Origin of the sequence: Paenibacillus sp. FSL R10-2782, from assembly GCF_038592985.1 — a bacterium.
In the GTDB taxonomy this organism is placed as follows: domain Bacteria; phylum Bacillota; class Bacilli; order Paenibacillales; family Paenibacillaceae; genus Paenibacillus; species Paenibacillus terrae_C.
On sequence record NZ_CP151951.1, the window covers coordinates 2,472,055 to 2,491,596 of the forward strand.

General features: G+C 48.6%; 15 protein-coding genes. 12 read left to right on the forward strand and 3 right to left on the reverse strand.

Annotated elements, in window-relative coordinates; all coding sequences use genetic code 11:
* Positions 1 to 335 precede the first annotated feature (335 nt).
* From NST83_RS11470 to NST83_RS11500, 7 genes are all read left to right on the forward strand, one after another.
* Positions 336 to 2,405, forward strand: coding sequence for a bifunctional aldolase/short-chain dehydrogenase (locus NST83_RS11470; protein WP_342417672.1), 2,070 nt, complete (start codon positions 336 to 338; stop codon positions 2,403 to 2,405).
* Positions 2,406 to 2,757: 352 nt separating this feature from the next.
* Entirely contained in the window at positions 2,758 to 3,978 is a 1,221-nt protein-coding gene (gene rhaI / locus NST83_RS11475; protein WP_342417673.1) for an L-rhamnose isomerase, read from the forward strand.
* Positions 3,975 to 5,450: a rhamnulokinase gene (gene rhaB / locus NST83_RS11480; RefSeq protein WP_342417674.1), complete on the forward strand. Its 1,476-nt coding sequence runs from the start codon at positions 3,975 to 3,977 to the stop codon at positions 5,448 to 5,450. Before rhaI ends, rhaB begins: the two co-directional genes overlap by 4 nt.
* 20 nt (positions 5,451 to 5,470) lie before the next feature.
* Entirely contained in the window at positions 5,471 to 6,229 is a 759-nt protein-coding gene (locus NST83_RS11485; RefSeq protein WP_342417675.1) for a DeoR/GlpR family DNA-binding transcription regulator, read from the forward strand.
* A 332-nt stretch (positions 6,230 to 6,561) separates the two neighbouring features.
* A complete protein-coding gene (locus NST83_RS11490) occupies positions 6,562 to 7,290 on the forward strand; it encodes a (Fe-S)-binding protein (RefSeq protein WP_342417676.1) in 729 nt (242 codons plus the stop codon).
* Complete coding sequence (locus NST83_RS11495; RefSeq protein ID WP_342417677.1) at positions 7,287 to 8,807, forward strand: LutB/LldF family L-lactate oxidation iron-sulfur protein; 1,521 nt, start codon at positions 7,287 to 7,289, stop codon at positions 8,805 to 8,807. Before NST83_RS11490 ends, NST83_RS11495 begins: the two co-directional genes overlap by 4 nt.
* Positions 8,800 to 9,555 (forward strand): LUD domain-containing protein, encoded by a 756-nt coding sequence (locus NST83_RS11500; protein ID WP_342417678.1) that lies wholly within the window; start codon positions 8,800 to 8,802, stop codon positions 9,553 to 9,555. The genes NST83_RS11495 and NST83_RS11500 overlap by 8 nt, the downstream gene beginning before the upstream one ends.
* Before the next feature lie 13 nt (positions 9,556 to 9,568).
* Here NST83_RS11500 and NST83_RS11505 read toward each other — a convergent pair whose 3' ends face one another.
* Positions 9,569 to 10,546, reverse strand: a complete 978-nt coding sequence (locus NST83_RS11505; RefSeq protein ID WP_342417679.1) for a LacI family DNA-binding transcriptional regulator — start codon at positions 10,544 to 10,546, stop codon at positions 9,569 to 9,571.
* A 155-nt stretch (positions 10,547 to 10,701) separates the two neighbouring features.
* On the opposite strand from NST83_RS11505, the gene NST83_RS11510 reads away from it, so the two are divergent.
* From NST83_RS11510 to NST83_RS11530, 5 genes are all read left to right on the forward strand, one after another.
* Complete coding sequence (locus tag NST83_RS11510) at positions 10,702 to 12,165, forward strand: glycoside hydrolase family 1 protein (protein ID WP_342417680.1); 1,464 nt, start codon at positions 10,702 to 10,704, stop codon at positions 12,163 to 12,165.
* 17 nt (positions 12,166 to 12,182) lie between these two features.
* Entirely contained in the window at positions 12,183 to 13,037 is an 855-nt protein-coding gene (locus NST83_RS11515) for a DMT family transporter (RefSeq protein WP_342417681.1), read from the forward strand.
* Between the two features lie 258 nt (positions 13,038 to 13,295).
* Complete coding sequence (locus NST83_RS11520) at positions 13,296 to 14,138, forward strand: PRD domain-containing protein (protein ID WP_137062984.1); 843 nt, start codon at positions 13,296 to 13,298, stop codon at positions 14,136 to 14,138.
* A 117-nt stretch (positions 14,139 to 14,255) separates the two neighbouring features.
* On the forward strand, positions 14,256 to 16,145 hold the full coding sequence (locus tag NST83_RS11525; RefSeq protein ID WP_342417682.1) for a beta-glucoside-specific PTS transporter subunit IIABC: 1,890 nt from the start codon (positions 14,256 to 14,258) through the stop codon (positions 16,143 to 16,145).
* A gap of 19 nt (positions 16,146 to 16,164) precedes the next feature.
* Positions 16,165 to 17,589, forward strand: a complete 1,425-nt coding sequence (locus tag NST83_RS11530) for a glycoside hydrolase family 1 protein (protein WP_137062986.1) — start codon at positions 16,165 to 16,167, stop codon at positions 17,587 to 17,589.
* Positions 17,590 to 17,679: 90 nt separating this feature from the next.
* Here the strand turns inward: NST83_RS11530 and NST83_RS11535 are convergent, their stop codons facing one another.
* Together NST83_RS11535 and NST83_RS11540 are read right to left on the reverse strand one after the other, a co-directional pair.
* Positions 17,680 to 18,786 carry a HAMP domain-containing sensor histidine kinase gene (locus tag NST83_RS11535; protein WP_137062987.1) on the reverse strand — a complete coding sequence of 369 codons (1,107 nt, stop codon included), beginning with the start codon at positions 18,784 to 18,786 and terminating at the stop codon, positions 17,680 to 17,682.
* A 15-nt stretch (positions 18,787 to 18,801) separates the two neighbouring features.
* Positions 18,802 to 19,503, reverse strand: coding sequence for a response regulator transcription factor (locus NST83_RS11540; protein WP_342417927.1), 702 nt, complete (start codon positions 19,501 to 19,503; stop codon positions 18,802 to 18,804).
* Positions 19,504 to 19,542: the final 39 nt, after the last annotated feature.

Here is a 19,542-nt window from a genome sequence, read left to right on the forward strand (position 1 = left end):
AGATCCCTATGACGCCGATACGGCATGATAGAGGATAAAATTCAGTAGCTCATCTTTCTTGAAGATGTATGTCATGTTGTAAGTTGAATGAGGCGGCTCCGGATTGCCTTCCAAACTTACATTTATTAAAGCGCTTTCTTTTTCATATGGCAATTATCGTTTTACAGATCAATGTATCCGTTTTACAGGTTATTCAAAATTAAAATTTATTTTTGATTATTTTTGTATTATGTATTTTCAAATTAAAACAAAAGTGTTATAGTCTCCGTAAACCGATTATACTCACATTAATAAAGCGATTCAAAAATAAAAATGAACTTGGAGGTCTTTTTCCTATGGTACAAAGTCTGTGGAATTCTTCACAAGCATCTGAGCAAAAAAGTACGCTGGAACAGCTCGTATATCGTTCTAACCTGATCGGCACAGATAGGAGCGTGTGTAACTGGGGAGGCGGCAATACTTCGGCCAAAACGACGATACAGGATTTTCGCGGGCGTGAAGTAGAAATAATGTACGTCAAGGGCAGTGGTTCTGATCTTGCTACAATGAAAGCGCATAACTTTACAGGGCTTCGTATGGAGGATATCCGTCCCTTGTTCGAAAGGGAAGATATGTCTGACGAGGATATGGTCGCGTATCTGGCGAATTGTATGATAGATGCCAAGCATCCGCGTGCTTCGATTGAGACGCTATTGCACGCTTTTTTACCTTTTAGACATGTGGATCATACCCACCCGGACGCCATTATCAGCTTGTGCTGTGCACATAACGGCAAGGACATTGCGAAAGAGATTTTCGGTGACCGTTTTGTATGGGTACCTTATATTCGTCCTGGTTTTAAGCTGTCCAAGATGATTGCTCAAGGTGTACTCGATCATCCGCAAGCAGAATTGGTATTGATGGAAAAGCACGGTCTGGTTACATGGGGAGAAACATCCGAGGCAGCTTATGCGAAAACCATTGAAATCATTCAGGAAGCAGAAAGCTATATTAAGGCTCGTCAAGAGGAAAAACAGTCGTTTGGAGGCGCAAGATATAAAGCGCTTACTCAAGAGGAACGCCGTAGTATTGCATCTCGTGTCATGCCATCCGTTCGGGGAGCGGTCAGTGATGAGAAGAAGATGATCCTTACCTTTGATGATGCAGAGGACGTGCTGGAGTTTGTAAATGGTCAGGATTCTGCTGTATTGTCACAGGTCGGGGCCGCGTGCCCGGATCATTTGGTTCATACCAAGGTGGTGCCGTTTTTTGTAGACTGGACACCGGACGTAGAGGATGTCGAGGGTTTAAAAATAAAGCTCGTAGAGGGTATCGCAGCCTATAAGGAGCAATACCAAGCTTATTTTGAACGCAATCGGCATGAAGGAGACGTTATATTTGAGGCCGCGCCACGGGTTATTTTAATCCCGGGGATCGGCATGATTAACACAGGCAAAAGCTGGAGTAACGCACAGGTGAGTGGCGCTTTGTATCATCGTGCTATCGCGGTGATGCGGGGTGCGACGGCGTTAGGACAGTTTGTTTCGCTTAGTGAAAATGAATCGTATAACGTGGAGTACTGGCCGCTGGAGCTGTATAAGCTGTCACTCGCTCCGGCAGAAGCGGAATTTTCACGCAAAATCGCGCTCATTACAGGCGGTGCAGGCGGAATCGGCAGTGCAACCGCACGCCGTTTGGTGGATGAAGGAGCACATGTCGTGTTGGCCGACCTGAATCTGGAAGGCGCACAAAAGGTGGCCGCCGATCTGAATGACCACTACGGAGAAAACCGCGCTATTGCAGTCAAAATGGATGTAACGCAGGAGGAACAGATTCAGGCTGCCTATGCGGAAACCGCGCTAACCTATGGCGGTGTGGATATCATCGTCAACAATGCGGGGCTCGCAACCTCCAGTCCATTCGACGAAACATCATTAAAGGAATGGAATTTGAACATCAACGTGCTGGGCACAGGTTATTTTCTGGTAGCACGGGAAGCGTTCAAGCTGATGAAGGAGCAGACACTTGGCGGCAGCATGGTGTTCGTCGGCTCGAAAAACTCCGTCTATGCAGGTAAAAATGTAACGGCCTACAGCTCGGTCAAGGCGCTGGAAGCGCATCTCGCCCGTTGTATTGCCGCAGAAGGCGGCGAATACGGTATCCGGGTGAATACGATTTTGCCAGACGCGATTCTGCAAGGCTCCGCCATCTGGAACTCCAACTGGCGCAACGAACGCGCCGCCGCCTACGGCATCGAGCCAGACCAACTGGAAGAACACTACCGCAAGCGGACGACGCTGCTGGTAAACATTTACCCGCAGGATATCGCCGAGGGGATTGCCTTTTTCGCCTCATCCAAGGCGGAGAAAACGACAGGCTGTATGCTCACCATCGACGGCGGCGTCCCCGCAGCCTTTACAAGATAGGAAGTTATGAGCTTGGACTACTTTCAAATAAATCTCTGACTTATAAGATAGTCAGCTCTTTTGAATAAAAGAAACGTAAATAAGTTATAGAAACTTATTTACGTTTCGTGTTTTATGTTTTTTAGAAAATATACACACTAACACTTTAAAATAGAAGTGACTTTATGGGTGGTCAGCAGCGGAGTGGGCGGAATTGTTCTGAAGAAGCGTAGCGTTCGCCTTTATCCCCGGATTTTTACCTTTATATGTTCTATAAAATAAAAAAATCTGGGGATAACAGCGATCGGAAGAACAATCCGCACGTGAAGCGGCCTCCCCCGTAACTCACTTTATTTTCCAAGGAGGAACCACGATGAGCGACAAAGCGTACGCCTTATTCGAGGAACAGCAGCAACAAAGGGGCATTGACCTGGAACAAGTAAAGACAAAACTGAAAGCGCTTAGCATAGAAACCCCGTCCTGGGGCTATGGCGACTCAGGTACACGGTTTAAAGTTTTTCAAAAAACAGGCGTGCCGCGTGATCCGTTCGAAAAGCTGGAGGATGCCGCACAGGTACATGCCGTAACGGGATTGTGTCCATCGGTCGCCATTCATATTCCATGGGATAAGGTAGATCATTACGGCAAGCTGCGCAGTCATGCCGAAAGCCTGGGACTGCAGCTTGGGGCGGTTAATCCGAATCTGTTTCAGGATGAAGATTACATGCTCGGCAGCGTCACCAATGTAGACCCGGCCATCCGCCGCAAGGCAACAAACCACTTGCTGGAATGTGTGGACATTGCGAAGGAAACGGGCTCCAACGATTTTAGCCTGTGGTTTGCAGACGGAACAAACTATCCGGGTCAGGGAGACATCCGCAAGCGGAAAAATTGGATGCTGGAAGCACTCAGCGAAATGTATAAGGCGCTTACACCTGATATGCGCATGCTGATTGAATACAAGGCGTTCGAGCCAGCCTTTTATCATACGGATATTGCCGACTGGGGCATGGCGTACAATTACGCGACCAAGCTGGGGCCGCAGGCACAGGTGCTGGTGGATACAGGGCATCATCTGCCGGGAGCCAACGTGGAGCATATTGTGGCATTTTTAATTGATGAGAAGCGATTGGGCGGTTTTCATTTTAATAGCTACAAATATGCAGATGATGATCTGATCGTAGGCTCCGCGAATCCATATGAGCTGTTCTTGATATTTTATCAAATTTTAAATGCGGCTCAGGATGTGGATACGGATATCCGACATACGGTGGACAAAATTGCTTATTTGATCGACCAGTCGCACAATATTGAACAAAAAATTCCGGCGATGATTCGCTCGGTGCTGAATGTGCAGACTCAATATGCGAAGGCGTTGCTGATCAATCATGCAGAGGTGGAGGAAGCGGCGAGCCGTCAGGATGTGCTGGGTGCGGAGGATGCTGTGCGCAAAGCGTTTGAGTTCGACGTTGCACCATTGCTCAAGGCAATACGTGAGGAGCAAGGGCTACCCGCTGATCCGATGAAAGCCTATTTAGCGTCTGAGTATGGCACGCGGATTTTGCAAAGAGGCAAGGGTGGTGCAAGCTGGTGAGCATCCTCGCATATGATCTGGGGGCAAGCAGCGGCAGGGTTCTGCTCGGTCGATTGACGGATTCACGTATAGAGGTGGAGGAAATCCATCGCTTTTCGAATGATCCAGTCAAGGTCGGGGAGCGTCTGCACTGGGATATTTTGCGTCTGTATCACGAGGTTCAGCAAGGGCTGCTCAAAGCCAAGCACATGGGAGCCAACCCGTCCAGTCTGGCGATTGATTCCTGGTCGGTCGATTTTGGATTGATTGGAGAAGCCGGAGAATTGCTGGGTAACCCTTATCATTATCGGGATTGGCATACCCATGGGGTGATGGAGGAAGTACAGGGCCAGTTAGGCAAGGAGTTTATTTTTCAGCGCACAGGGATTCAGTTTCTGACCTTTAATACGATGTATCAGTTGGCTGCTATGCGAAATGCGAGATCGCCGTTGCTGGAGCAGGCAGAGCATTTCTTGATGATACCCGATCTGCTGAGGTATTTTCTGACGGGTGAAATGGTTAATGAATTTTCCAATGCAACCAGCACGCAGTTATATAATCCTTTGCAGCAGGACTGGGATGATGAGCTTTTGTCTGGTATCAGCATTCCCCGTTCCTGGTTTGGAAAGGTACTGGAGCCGGGAAGTGCCGCCGGTACGATCCGTTCCTCGGTCATGACTGATCTGGGCATCGGGGCGATTCCTGTCATTGCGGTCGCGGAACATGATACGGGATCGGCTGTGGCTGCGGTGCCTGCGTTGGAGCGGTCATTTGCCTATTTAAGCTGCGGAACGTGGTCCCTGATGGGAACGGAAACCCCGCAGCCGGTGATCAACGATGATACGCTGAGATTTAATTTTACGAACGAAGGCGGGGTAGGCCGGACCTACAGGCTGCTTAAAAATATTATGGGCTTGTGGATTTTACAGGAGGCACGCAGAGAGTGGGAGCGTCAAGGAACCTCTTATTCCTTCCCTGAGCTGGTACACATGGCGGAGCAAGCTCCGGCGTTCGTTTCTTGGATCGATCCGGACGATGATCTGTTTCTGCATGCCGGGGATATGAGAACACGCATACGCCAATATTGCCGCAATACCGGGCAGCCTTTGCCGGAGACACCGGGTGAGGTTACGCGCTGTATTTTGGAAAGTCTGGCCTTGAAATACCGTTACGTTCTAGAGCTTACGGAGCGTGTGTCAGGACAACGATTTAACGGGCTGCATATGGTCGGCGGGGGGATCCAAAATCGGCTGTTGTGCCAATGGACGGCCAATTCGATTCAAAAACCCGTGTGGGCTGGACCCGCAGAAGCAAGCGCAATCGGCAATCTTGCGGTACAATGGATGGCACAGGGAAAGTTCGCCGATATATGGGAAGCACGCCGGGTCATCGCGGATTCTACTTCCGTAGAGGTATATGAACCTGCCGAGTCGGAAGCGTGGGAGGATGCCTACGGACGATTCCGGCGTGTGGCGGGACTTTTTGTACATTAAAGATGTGGAGTGAGATTGCCATGCTGGTCGCAGAAAGATATGAGATGATCGTACAGCTCGTCAATGAAAAAGGAAGCATCCGTGTGTCGGAGTTGAGTGAGCTGTGCAAAGTAACGGAGGAAACGATCCGCCGCGATCTGGACCGTTTGGAGCAGGCGGGACGGCTACGCCGTTCACATGGTGGAGCAGTCAGCGTCAAAAATGAGCAGCCCGAAACGCCGTATGCGGTACGGGAAATTATGAACGCAGAGGAAAAGCGCCGTATTGCCGAGGAAGCGGTCAAGCAGATTCAGCCCCATGATCGTATTTTGCTGGATGCCAGCACGACGGCCTGGTATATGGCGTCGATTTTGCCGGATATTCCGCTGACGATACTGACGAATTCGATCCGCGTGGCTACTGAGCTGGCGGGTAAGGAAAAAATCGAGGTTATTTCGACCGGAGGACAGTTGCTACAGCGTTCATTGTCCTTTGTAGGCCCACTCGCAGAGCGCTCGTTGGAATCGTATTATGTGGATAAATTATTTTTCTCCAGCCAGGGGGTGCATCTGGATCGGGGAATTAGTGAATCGAATGAGCTGCAAGCCCGTTTGAAGCAAAAAATGGTCAGTATTGCAGACCGCGTGATTTTACTGGCAGATGCGAGCAAATTTGGGCAGCAGGCATTCACGCATGTCGTGAAGCTGTCGCAGGTATCCGAGATTATTACGGATGCGCGTTTGTCGGACCCGATTCGCAGTCAATTAGCAGAGTTGTCGATTCCGGTAACGGTTGTGTAAATTTAAAGATGTCGAGGTGGAAGGCGCTCCGCGTTTCATTTGATCTTACGATCTGTTGCAGCGGGATTCTCTGATGATGTAGAACATGTATAGGTGAGAATTCCGCTGCAAGCTTATGCTTACGATAAAGCTTTCCTTTGGAAAGCTTTACTATCTATATAAGCTGAACTTGAAAAATTCACATTAAAACGGAGTAGGCGGAATGGTGCTGTACAAGCGAAGCGATGGCGATGGAAAGCACCATCCGACTGCGCAGTGGCGCTATATGTAGCTTTCCAGCTCAGTTTATGTATAAAGTAATAGCTATTCCATGGACGGAAGGGGTGTCTCGTGTGAAGGTATCTTTATTTATTACCTGCCTGAGTGATGCGATTTATCCCAAGGTGGGGGAAGCGATGGCACGCTTGCTTGCCAGATATGGTGTTCAACTGGATTTTCCGAAGGTGCAGACATGCTGCGGCCAGCCGTCCTATAACAGCGGCTACTGGAATGAAACGAGGGCAGCAGCGAAAACGATTTTGAAAGCGTTTGACGACAGCGACTTTGTCGTATCGCCCTCCGGTTCCTGCACTTATATGATTCATCATTACCCGGAGTTGTTCAAGGATGAGCCGGAATGGCTGGACTCAGCGAGGCGATTGGAGCAAAAGACGTATGAGTTTACACAATTTATGGTGCAGGTGCTTGGCGTGACCGATGTGGGCGCGTCTTTTCCGTATACCGTAACCTACCATCCGTCCTGCCACGGCACACGTTTGTTAGGCGTAAAGGAGGAGCCAATGCAGCTACTTGGCAGTGTAAAGGGCTTGCAGCTGGTGCCGCTTCCTTTTGCCGAGGATTGCTGTGGCTTTGGCGGGACTTTTGCGGTAAAAATGTCGGATATTTCGGGAGCCATGGTGACGGAAAAGGTGGATCATATCAGGGAGACGGAGGCCGAGGTGCTGGTTGGACTGGATATGGCCTGCCTGATGAACATTGCGGGAAATCTCCGGTACCGGGAAGAGCCGGTTCGGGTTATGCACCTGGCCGAGCTGCTGTATGAAGGGGTGAAGCACACATGACCGCTGTACATTCACATTCGATGAGCGAAAAGGTCAAAAAACGCGCCGAGCTGGCCCTGAACGACGATTTTCTGCGGAATGCGGTTCGTTTCACAACCGAGCGTTTGCGCAACGGGAAGCAGGCGGCTTCAGAGCAGCATGGGAATTGGGAGGAATGGCGTGAGCGGGGCCGTCAAATTCGGCTGCATACCATTGCCCATCTGGACTATTATCTAAACCTGTTTGTGGACAATGCCCGGGCCAACGGGGTGCATATCCATTTTGCCGATACAGCCGCAGATGCCGTACGAATTACGCTGGATATTGCTGCTCACAATCAGGCCCGGTCTGTTGTTAAATCCAAGTCGATGGTGTCGGAGGAGCTACACTTGAATCAGGCGCTGGAGGGCGTGGATATCGAGACTATTGAAAGCGATCTTGGAGAGTACATTATTCAGCTTGCAGGTGAGGCCCCGTCCCATATCGTCATTCCGGCGATTCACAAAAACCGCTATCAGATTGCCGAACTGCTGTCCAAAGAAGCGGGCGAGGAACTGTCTGCGGATACGACGATTTTGGCTGGTTTTGTCCGCAAGAAGCTGCGTGAAAAGTTTCTGGAGGCGGATATTGGCATGACTGGCTGTAATTTTGCCATCGCGGAGACGGGTTCCATGGTGCTGTTCGAAAATGAAGGCAATGCGCGGATGGTATCTACTTTGCCTAGAACACAAATTACGCTGATGGGTATGGAACGGATTATTCCATCATGGACGGATTTGGAGGTCATGGCTACATTACTGCCACGTTCCGCTACCGGACAGAAGCTGACGATGTATATGTCCGGCATCTCAGGCCCACGGCGCAGTCAAGATGCCGATGGGCCTGAGGAAATGCATATCATCATCGTAGATAACGGGCGCTCGCTACAGCTAGGCAATCCCGAGTTTCAGGAGCTGCTGAATTGCATTCGTTGCGGGGCGTGTCTGAACGCCTGCCCGGTTTATCGCCACATTGGCGGACATGCGTATGGCGGGACCTATAGCGGACCTATCGGTGCGGTGCTTACGCCTGCCTTGCATGGCAACATCGAAGAGTGGAACGATATCGCAAGTGCGTCCAGTCTGTGTGGTGCGTGCTATGAAGCCTGTCCGGTCAAAATACCGTTGCATGATATGCTGGTCTATTTGCGCAGACGCAAGGTGGAGGCCGGACAAGGAGATAAGCTGGAAGCGGCGGGGATGAAGGGCTTTGCGACCGTTGTTTCCAGCTCGAAGCGATTCACAGCGGCGATTCGGCTGGGGCAGATTGCCCAGAAGGTGGTTGTCCGTAAGGGAGAAATTACGCTGAAGCTTGGTCCCCTAAAGGGCTGGAATACGTACCGCGTGGCCCCCTCTCTGGCGAAAAAATCCTTCCGTCAGCAATGGAACACACTGGAACGTGAGCTGGAGCAGGAACGTAACGTGATGCAGCCTGACGTTCGCAGCCGAATGGAGACGATTTTGGAAGATAGAAGTAAAGGAGGCAGACAGCATGAGTGAACAGAATAGACCTTCTGCGCAAGCAAAGGCGGCCCATGAAGCGTGGCTCCATCAAATGGAAGCCGAATCCCGCGCCAAGCAGGTGCGCTTTATGGATAGCATTGCAACGAAGCTCAAGCGTCCGCGACAGACGGAGCCGCCCGTGCAGCCGTTTCGCGGCGCACCTGCATTCTGGCATGAATTCGATTGGAGCGCGGAGCAGCGCATCGAAGAGTTTACCGCCAACTTTACCAGTGTTGGCGGGCATGTCGTGCGTCTGCCGAATCTGGAGCAGACGGCAGGCTGGATCGCGCGCAAGGCGCGAGAGCTGGGGGCGGCTTATATCATCCGGCAGAATGAGCCGGACCTGGATGCGCTCCAGCTGGAATCGGCGCTGCCGGAAGCCCGTCTATCGGTGTGGAACACCGATCCAGTCGAGGACTGGAAGGCACGCGCAGCCGAGGCGGATATCGGCATCGTCATCGCCGATGAAGCTGCCGCCTACACCGGATCGGTGGCGGTGCTGTCCTCACCGGAGAAGGGCCGTGCAGTCAGTTTGCTGCCGACGGTGCTGATCATTCTCCTTCCGCTGGAGCGTCTGCGGACGCGGCTGGGTGAAATTTTAAGCCGCTTTGACGAAGTAGGACGTGAGCAACTGCCCGCAGGCATTCATTTTATTACCGGACCCAGCCGTTCGTCGGATATTGAAAATGATCTGACCATTGGCGTACACGGACCCGGCATCGTTTATACGCTGTTAATTGGTTAGTTTGTGGATGGAGTTAGCAGGTAGACTGGCGGACCTTCAACTCAAAAGCAAGGGAGGTTGGCTCCAAAGGCTGGCTGTTCAACTGTCGATACAACGTACGGAACATTTCCTGTCCGATGCGCTGCAACGGATTCGTAATATTGGTCAGTCCCATGGCGTCGGCTACCTGACTTTCGTCAGCTTCAAAACCGACCACCGCCAAATCCCCTGGAACATTCCAGCCCTTACTGCGGGCGGCAGAGATAATACCACAGGCCACAAAATCATTGGTGGTCATGATGGCATGTGGACGTTCCTTTAATGAATCCAGCTTGGCGAACGCCCGCATTCCGTCCTGCACCGTATGGATACCGCTGAGCAACCATTCCTCATTTACTGGCAGCTTCCTTGCCGTATGCAGGTCATAATAGGCCTGGAGTCTTCTTTGGCTGTTTATGCTGTTTTTCCTGCCCACGGTGCAGGCGATTTTTTCAAATCCCAGCTCGGCCAAATGCTCTAATCCGATCCGAAATCCTTCATAATGATCGAGATAAATAGATGAAATCTCTTTATTTTTTAATGGCTCACAGGTCACAATCGGCCCATATTGGGTATAACGCCTCACAGCAGACCAGTCCAGCATACGCCGTAAAATGACGAGCCCGTCCACTTTTTTCTGCCTCAATAACTCTAACGCCGCGCTCTCCAAATCCCGCTTTTCCTCCGTCTGGTAGATGAGAACTTGATAATCCTGCTCTTTACCCGCATTGGATACTCCCTTGATGATTTGCATGTAATAATTGTTAATCGTTGGAGTCATGATCCCGATGACCTTGGTACGGCCCACTTTTAACTGTACCGCATTAATATTCGGAATATAATCCAGTTCCCGAATCACTTCCATCACCCTGGTCCGCGTAGCCTCACTGACATAAGGATGATGATTCAGTACCCGAGATACAGTACTTGTCGATACCCCTGCGATTTCAGCAATTCTTTTAATATTATGCATAGAATTCAACTCCAAAAATTTAGTTCTTGACCTGGAATGCATCCCAGATTGTAGCATGAAAGCATAAAGCGTATGCAGCAATCCGGAATGCATTTGAGGCGCACGGGTTCCGTCATACTTCTTCACAAATTATATACGACCTGGAGGAATGCAACATGGAACAGGCAAAAGGATTTCCCAAGGACTTTCTATGGGGCGGGGCAGCCGCTGCCATGCAGATTGAAGGGGCTTACAATGTAGATGGGAGAGGGCTCTCCATCTCTGATGTATTTACCTTTGATCCGGAACTCGACAAAAAGCACTGGCTGGATCAGTGGCATATGATGACCCACGCCCAAGTCAAGGAAGCATTGGACCCAAACAGCACCCAAAATTATCCCAAACGCCGGGGAAATGATTTCTATCACCGTTATGAAGAAGATATTAATCTGCTGGCCGAGATGGGTTTTAAATGCTTCCGCACTTCCATTTCCTGGACACGTATTTTCCCGAATGGCGACGAGACAGAACCCAATGAGAAAGGGCTGCAATTCTATGACAAGGTTTTTGATGCCCTGCTGGCCAAAGGAATTGAACCCGTCATCTCGCTTACCCATTACGATATGCCTTTGTACCTTGTCACCGAGTATGGTGGCTGGAAAAACCGGAAACTGATTGAATTTTTCGTCCGTTTTGCCGAGACCGTATTTACCCGTTACAAGAATAAGGTGAAATACTGGATTACATTTAACGAAATGAACTGTGTCAAGCACCATCCGTTTGTCAGCGCCGGGATCATTGAAGAGAATCACCCGAATCTGGAGCAGGACAAGTATCAATCCGCCCATCACCAGTTTATAGCCAGCGCGCTGGCTGTCAAAGCCTGTCATGAGATTATACCAAACTCCCAGATTGGGTGCATGATCAGCTATCTGTTGCTTTATCCGAATACCTGCAATCCGGATGATGTGCTTGAATGCCAAAAGGAAGAACGTGTTTCCTTCTTTTTCAGTGATGTACAAACCAGAGGATATTATCCGTCCTATACTGCACGCATGTTCAAGGAAAAAGGCGTTGTGCTGCATAAAGAACCCGGCGACGATGAGATTTTGCGCGAAAACCTTGTGGACTTTGTGTCCTTGAGCTACTATATGTCCAACAATGCCAGCGCCACTGCCGACCAGCATGCCAAAGCAAGCGGAAATTTGATTGGTGGTGTGAAAAATCCTTACCTGGAGCAGTCCGAATGGGGCTGGCAGATTGATCCTAAAGGATTACGCTATGCGCTGAACAACCTGTATGACCGCTACCAGAAGCCGCTGTTCATCTCGGAAAACGGCGTGGGTGCGACAGATCAAATGAATGCTGACGGGACGATTAACGATGATTACCGTATCGACTATCTGAAAAAACATATCGAGCAAATGAGGGAAGCGATTGAGGATGGAGTGGACCTGTTTGGCTATACCGCCTGGGGCCCAATCGACATGATCAGTGCTTCAACCTCACAGGCCTCCAAGAGATACGGCTTTGTCTACGTCGATCAGGATGATCTGGGCAACGGAACACTGAACCGCTACAAGAAAAAAAGCTTTGACTGGTATAAAAAAGTGATAGAATCGGGCGGAGAAGTGCTCTAAACGGAGGCGTATGAAGCATGAAAGGCTTGAGCCTGCTCTTATGCCTAATCTGGGGCTTTAATTTTGTCATCATGAAATTGGGCAATGGAGCCTTTGAACCTGTCCAATTTGCCTCTTTCCGGTTTCTCACGGGCACGCTGTTTCTGTTTGGAATTCTCTTTTGGAAGCGGGTTCCCTATCCTGACAGGCACGCGATGAAATGGGTTATACTCTGCGGAATTCTCCAGACTACCTATTTTAATATTGCGATTCAGATTTCCCTGAACTACATTAATGCTGGCTTAACCTCTGTGCTTACGTACAGCATGCCGTTATTTGTATCCATTATGGCGCATTTTCTTATTCCGGGTGAGCGACTCAACACAAGCAAAACGATTGGAATTGCTACAGGCATGATGGGGCTGTTATTTGCTATGGACATTCATTTGGGCGGCAATTTGTGGGCCATGCTGCTTGGAGTGAGTTCGGCGATTGCATGGGCACTTTCCAACCTGATTATCAAGCTCAAGCTCCAGCATTGTGATAAAATCCAGTTCACGACCTGGCAGATGGCGTTCGGTGCGTTCGGATTATTATTGTATTCCCTGTTGTTTGAGCGATGGGAGCCGCATTTTAGCGCTGCGTCGATCTTTTATATTTTATTTTCCGGTATTGTGGCGTCGGCTCTGGCATTCCTGCTGTGGACCCATATTCTCACCAGAATGGAAGCGAGTAAAGCTTCTGTTACACTGTTGCTGGTTCCCATCATCGGTGTTGTATCCGGCTGGATTTTTCTTCACGAGGAACTCAAAGCTGCTACCTTGCTTGGCATTTTTTTAGTACTGGCAGGCATCTGGATTGTGAATCGTTCAGGGACTCCGAAGTCGCAGTAAGCGGCTGGAAGGCTTTTTTTAATAAAGGGTTGACAGTAAAAAAGAAACTCTATTATAATAAAGTCAAGAAAACGGTTACAGAAATGAATTTTATAATTTCAGGGTGTTACTATTTTAGGCATAACCTGAATGGAGTTCCGGTAAGTGGGCGATAACGTCTATTAAGCGGTGTTCTGTTCAGGTTTTTTAGTGTGTTCACATTTTTTAACAGAGTCTCTTTAAAAAATGGCCTTCCAGTAAATAAAAGCAGGTGGTCGCATGATTTTGAAGAAAGCGCTTAACAACAATGTCGTATTAGCAGAGGAAGAGGACGCCCAAGAGGTCATTGCGACAGGGAATGGAATCGCATTCAACCTGAAGCCGGGGGATACCATCGATGAGCGGAAAATCACGAAGCTGTTTGTAGTCAAAACTCAGGATCTATCCGCGAAGCTGGCGGATTTGCTGAAAGATGTGAAGATGGAATGCATTGAAATTGCAGATGAAATCGTGGAGTATGCCAGACCGAGATTGGCCGGAGACATTAGTGATTATATTTATCTGGCCTTGATTGACCATATTTCATTTGCCATTGAACGGCATGCAAGGGGAACCCCGATTGAAAACCGGTTCCTATGGGAAATCAAGCGGTTTTATCGCGAAGAATTCGCGATCGGAAAACATGCGCTGGAGATGATCCGTAACAGGATCAACATTACGTTCGATGAAAATGAAGCCGGATTTATTGCTCTGCATTTCGTCAACGCCCGTCTGGATAACCAGAAGCTAGACCTGACGCTAAAAACGTCAAAAGTCATCAAGGATATTATGGATATTGTAAAATATCACTTCAATGTTGAGTTTGATGAAGATTCATGGAACTATAACCGATTTGTAACTCATCTTAAATTTTTTGCCCAGCGGCTTTTTGCCCATGAATCGGCAGATCCACAGTACATGAATTTGTTTGAAGACCTGAAAACCAAATTTCCGGAAGAGCACAGATGCGTACAAAAAATAGGGGTTTATGTGAATAAGCAGTTTGAACAGAAACTAACCAATGATGAAATGATGTACCTTATGATCCACATTTCCAGATTGGTCAACAGAACAGAAAACTAGCAGGGTGTTACCATTCGTGGGCATTACCTGAGTAATTTCGATACTAAAGTGCATTTTGGTATCGGATATTACTCAGGTTTTTTTTATATCAACCAGAGAGCATTGGAGGCAGGCGCTATGAGCAAGCATGATGAATTAGCGAAATTCATTGTAACAAATGTAGGCGGAGAGGAAAATATCCGTGATCTGTACCATTGTATGACCCGTCTGAGATTTACACTCAAGGACAAGAAAAAAGCCAACAAAGAGGCTTTGGAAAATTCCGACGGGGTCATTTCCGTGATCGAAAGCGGAGGACAGTACCAGGTGGTGATCGGCAATCATGTTAGCGAGGTCTATGATGCGATTGCGGGGAATTACAACCTTCAGGTAAAGAGCGGCAACAATGAGAAAGAGGACCATTCAAAGGAAGGTAATTTTATCAGTCGAGCCTTTACCGTCATGAGCTCGATCTTCCAGCCGATTGTACCTGCTTTGGCTGGTGCAGGGATGCTGAAAGCTATCCTGGTTATTCTTACGCAGTTAGAGTGGCTGGACAGTGCCTCCAGCACCTATGCTATCCTTGCTGCCGCAGGCAACGGTGTGTTTTACTTCCTGCCACTGATGTTAGCATTTTCAGCTTCGAGAACGTTCAAGGCCCAGCCTATTGTATCTGCCGCCATTATGGCCGCTTTGCTGGAGCCTAACTTCACCAAGCTGATGGAAAACACGGGGGATATATCATCCTTTATCCATATTCCCGTTGTCCTGATGAGTTATACGACATCCATTATTCCTGCTATTTTAGCCATTTGGCTGTATTCATATCTGGAACGATTCCTGAAGCGAGTGGTTCCGAAAAGCATTGAATTATTTATGGTTCCGCTCGTTTCCTTATTAATTATGGTTCCGCTTACTGCCATTGTGATCGGTCCGCTGGGAGTGTACACCGGTAAAGGCATTGCAGATGGTATTGAATTTTTAAGTACACAAAGCGGTCTCTTGACCGGGGCCATTCTGGGAGGCGGCTGGACCTTCCTGGTGATGTTTGGTTTACATTGGGGGATTGCACCTGCGATGATCAACAATCTTTCCCTCAAAGGGTTTGATACGATCCGACCCATGATGGCTTCCGCGACCTTTGCCCAATCCGGTGTCGCTCTTGGGGTCTTTCTGAAAGCCAAGGACAAAAAGCTGAAAGCTTACGCTCTGTCATCTATTCTCCCTTCACTGTTCGCCGGTATTACGGAACCTATCGTTTATGGGCTGTCCGTGAAGCTGAAAAGACCGATGATTGCCGCCGTAATCGGGGGAACGATCGGTGGGGCCATTGCCGGGCATTTCCAGACAACCGTGCTCGCTTATGTGTTCCCTGCCATAACGACTATTCCAGCGTTCTTTACGAATACTATTGCTTTTTATTTGATCAGCATCACCATTTCATTCGTGATTACTACCGTATTAACTTATATTCTGGGCTTTAATGAAGGTAACGGGGCAACGGATGCGGAGACAGGAAAGACGGAACCAGAAAAATCCGGGCCTGCCTTACAGACAGAATCTGGACAAACCGTAGTCATTGAGAGTGTCTATGCTCCTATAAATGGCGTAATTGTTCCGCTTCATGAAGTGCCTGATCCTGCGTTCTCTACGGAAGCGATGGGTCAAGGTATAGCCATTTTGCCGAGCGAAGGAAAGGTATATTCACCCGTCTCCGGGGTCGTCTCGCTCGTATTCCGAACCGGCCATGCGGTGGCCATCACCTCTGACAACCATCTGGACCTGTTAATTCATGTGGGACTGGATACGGTTAAGCTGAAAGGCGATTATTTCACAAAGCATGTGGAGCAAGGGCAACAGATTGAAAGGGGAGACTTACTGCTTGAATTTGATATTCCGAAAATCCAGGCAGCCGGTTATGACCTGACCACTCCGATTATTGTTACCAACAGCACTGCTTACCAAAAGGTTACCCAAACACAGCAAAAATCCGTAGATTTGCAAAGTGTTTTGCTCACAATACATTAAATAAAGGAGGAAGATAGTCATGACAGAACAAATAGGCAAAAGTTTTCCTGAGAATTTTCTATGGGGCGGTGCTATAGCGGCGAATCAGGCCGAAGGGGCATGGAACGAGGATGGTAAAGGGCCAGCGATCAGCGATGCATTCCGGGGAGGCATTGTAGGCGGAACGTTTGATGAGACGATTGATGAGAACAAGTATTATGCCAGCCATGAAGCGATTGATTTTTATCATCGTTATAAAGAAGATATCGCCCTGTTCGCAGAGATGGGTATGAAATGCTTTCGAACCTCCATTGCATGGTCCCGAATTTTCCCAAATGGGGATGATGCCGAGCCAAATGAAAAAGGGCTGCAATTTTACGATGATCTGTTTGATGAGCTGCTGAAGTATGGAATTGAGCCGGTCATCACCATTTCCCACTTTGAGCTGCCCCTGAATCTGATCCGCAAATACGAAGGCTGGAAAAGCCGCGAGCTGATTGGATTCTACGTAAAGTATGCGGAAGTTGTCTTCAAACGTTATAAAAACAAAGTGAAATATTGGATGAACTTCAACGAAATCAATCATTTTCACACGATTCCTTTGGCGGCAGGAGGCATTGTCGTTCAAGACGATGAGCATAAGCTTCCGACGATTTATCAGGCCAGTCACCATGTTTTCGTTGCCAGCGCGCTGGCTACCAAACTGTGCCATGAAATTATCCCTGGTGCAATGATGGGTGCTATGTTGTCTCTGAGTCCAATTTATCCAAATACCTGTAATCCGGACGATGTGTTTGACGCCTATGAGCTGAGAAGAAGATCCTTGTTTTATTCCGATGTGATCCTTAGAGGCTACTATCCAAGCTATGCCAAACGGATCTGGAAAGAGCATAACATCATGATTCAAATGGAGCCTGGCGATGAACAATTACTGCGGGAGCATACGGCTGATTATTTGGGATTTAGCTATTATCGGAGTACTACGCATAAAGCAGGTATGCCCATCCTGGGCAATACAGGTGGAATTATGGGACTCGACAATCCCTATTTGGAAAAAACACCATGGGGATGGCCGATTGACCCGAAAGGCTTCCGCTATGTATGTAATGAAATGTACGACCGATATCAGAAGCCTCTGTTTGTTGTAGAGAACGGTTACGGCAGTCATGATGAAATTCTGGAAGACGGTTCAATTCATGATCCCGAGCGAGTGGACTATCTGAACAAGCATCTGATCCAGCTGCATGAAGCTATTGAGGATGGCTGCGAAGTGCTCGGCTATACCTGGTGGGGTCCAATCGACATTGTCAGCGCGGGAACGGGAGAAATGAAAAAAAGGTACGGCTTTATCTATGTAGACAAAAACAACGATGGTACGGGTACGCTGGAAAGAAGAAAAAAGAACAGCTTCTACTGGTACCAAAAGATTATTGAATCCAATGGGGAGGTATTGTTCGAATCCTAAAAAATAAAGGGGTACAATCCTTTAATTCCATAAAAGTCAGGAACGAACCGGCCCGAGATACGATCTTTGGCTGGTTCGTTTGTATATGGACTAGCGAGAATGGTAGAGAGGGAAACGAGTTTCAAAATCCGTCTGCCTGCGGCTGCTTCTAACCGAAATACTGCCATCGTGCAGCTCGGTAATGCTTTTCGTAATCGCCAGCCCCAGCCCGGTACCTCCAGTTTCCTTGGAACGTGATTTGTCCACCCGGTAAAAACGTTCAAAAAGATGCGGCACATCTTTTGAAGGAATCGGAGTTCCGTAATTGGTGCAGATGACCACAGCCTCGTCGCCCTCGCGTCCCACTGTAATATCCAGGCGCTTGCCGTCTTTTCCGTATCGAATCGCGTTGGAAAACAGATTTTCATACAGACGCACCAGCTCGTCCGTATCAGCCAAAATCCGCACGGGCTCGACTATTCGCACGCGGTAGGTCATGTCCGCCTGTTCCAGTGAAGGGACAAATTCCTCGGCCAACTGGGTAAGCAATTTGCCAAGGTCTACAGGCTCCAGTTCCAGTGGCAGACTGCCGCCGCTCACGCGTGTATATTCAAACAGCTCGTCTATCAGCTTTTTAAGCGTCAATGATTTTTCATAGGCAATGTTCACATAGTAGCGCAGCTCAATTTCGTCCCGGTAGCGGTCGGTTTCGATATATTCCAGAAAACCGATGACAGATGTTAGCGGGGTGCGGAGATCATGGGATACGCCCGTAATCAGGTCGCTTTTGGCTTTGGCGGAAGCCCGTTCCTCTTCCATAGAGAGACGGAGCTTGTCCGCCATAGTATTCATATTTTTTGCCAGCGTCCCCAGCTCATCCGCCGAAGAAACGGGAATCGAGTAGGACAGATGCCCGTCTGCGAATTCCTGCATACCGGTCGTAATTTCGCGTAAATAACCAATCGTATTTTTGGAAAAGCGAAAAAAGAAATACACATACAATGGCAATCCGCCCATGATCATGATCACTGGAGAACCAATGTTGTTCACAGCCCAGCGAATCAGGCGAGTGCCAAAAAACGAACGTGAAGGGTTCAGCCACAATAGCAAAGATGCCCCATTGTAAAATACCATCAGAATCAGTCCGGTTAAAGTAAAGGCGGCGAGGCTAAGGGCTGCCAGCTTCCATCCCAACGTATCGTATCGTTTTGCCTTCAAGACATAAGTCCTCCATTAATCGAATTTTTCCATTTTGTAGCCGATACCCCACACGGTTTTCAGGTATTTGGGTTTTCTCGGGTCCGTCTCAATCTTCTCACGAATTTTGCGTACATGAACCATTAGCGTGTTATTGGATTCCAGATATTGCTCCTTCCACACTTTTTCATAAATCTGCTCCATGCTCAACACCTGACCGCGATTACGGGCCAATAGCTCAACGATGGCAAATTCACGCGGCGTCAGCTTAATGGGCTCTCCAGCGAGAGTAACCTCGTGAGTGGCAGAGTTAATGGATAATTCATCCAATACCATTTCATGCTCCAGCACAGCGGAAGGCTGGGTGTATTTGCGTATTCTGCGCAACTGTGATTTGACACGTGCTACCAGCTCCAACGGACTAAATGGCTTGGTCACATAATCGTCGGCTCCGACGCTCAGGCCCGTAATTTTGTCCATGTCTTGTCCTTTGGCCGATAGCATAATAATCGGAAAATGCTCAGTTTCCCTGATTTTCATACAGGCTTCAATCCCGTCCATATTGGGCATCATGATGTCCAGCACCATCACATCCACCGTTTCCCGGCTGACCTGCTCCAAGGCTTCGAGACCGTCACGGGCGGTCAGCAGGCGGTAGCCTTCATTTTCCAAATAAATCTGCATCAGCTTAATGATTTCAGGTTCATCGTCAACCAATAAAATCGTTCCATTATGCATCATTGCGGTTTCCTTTCTCTTCTTTCAAGCAGTATACAA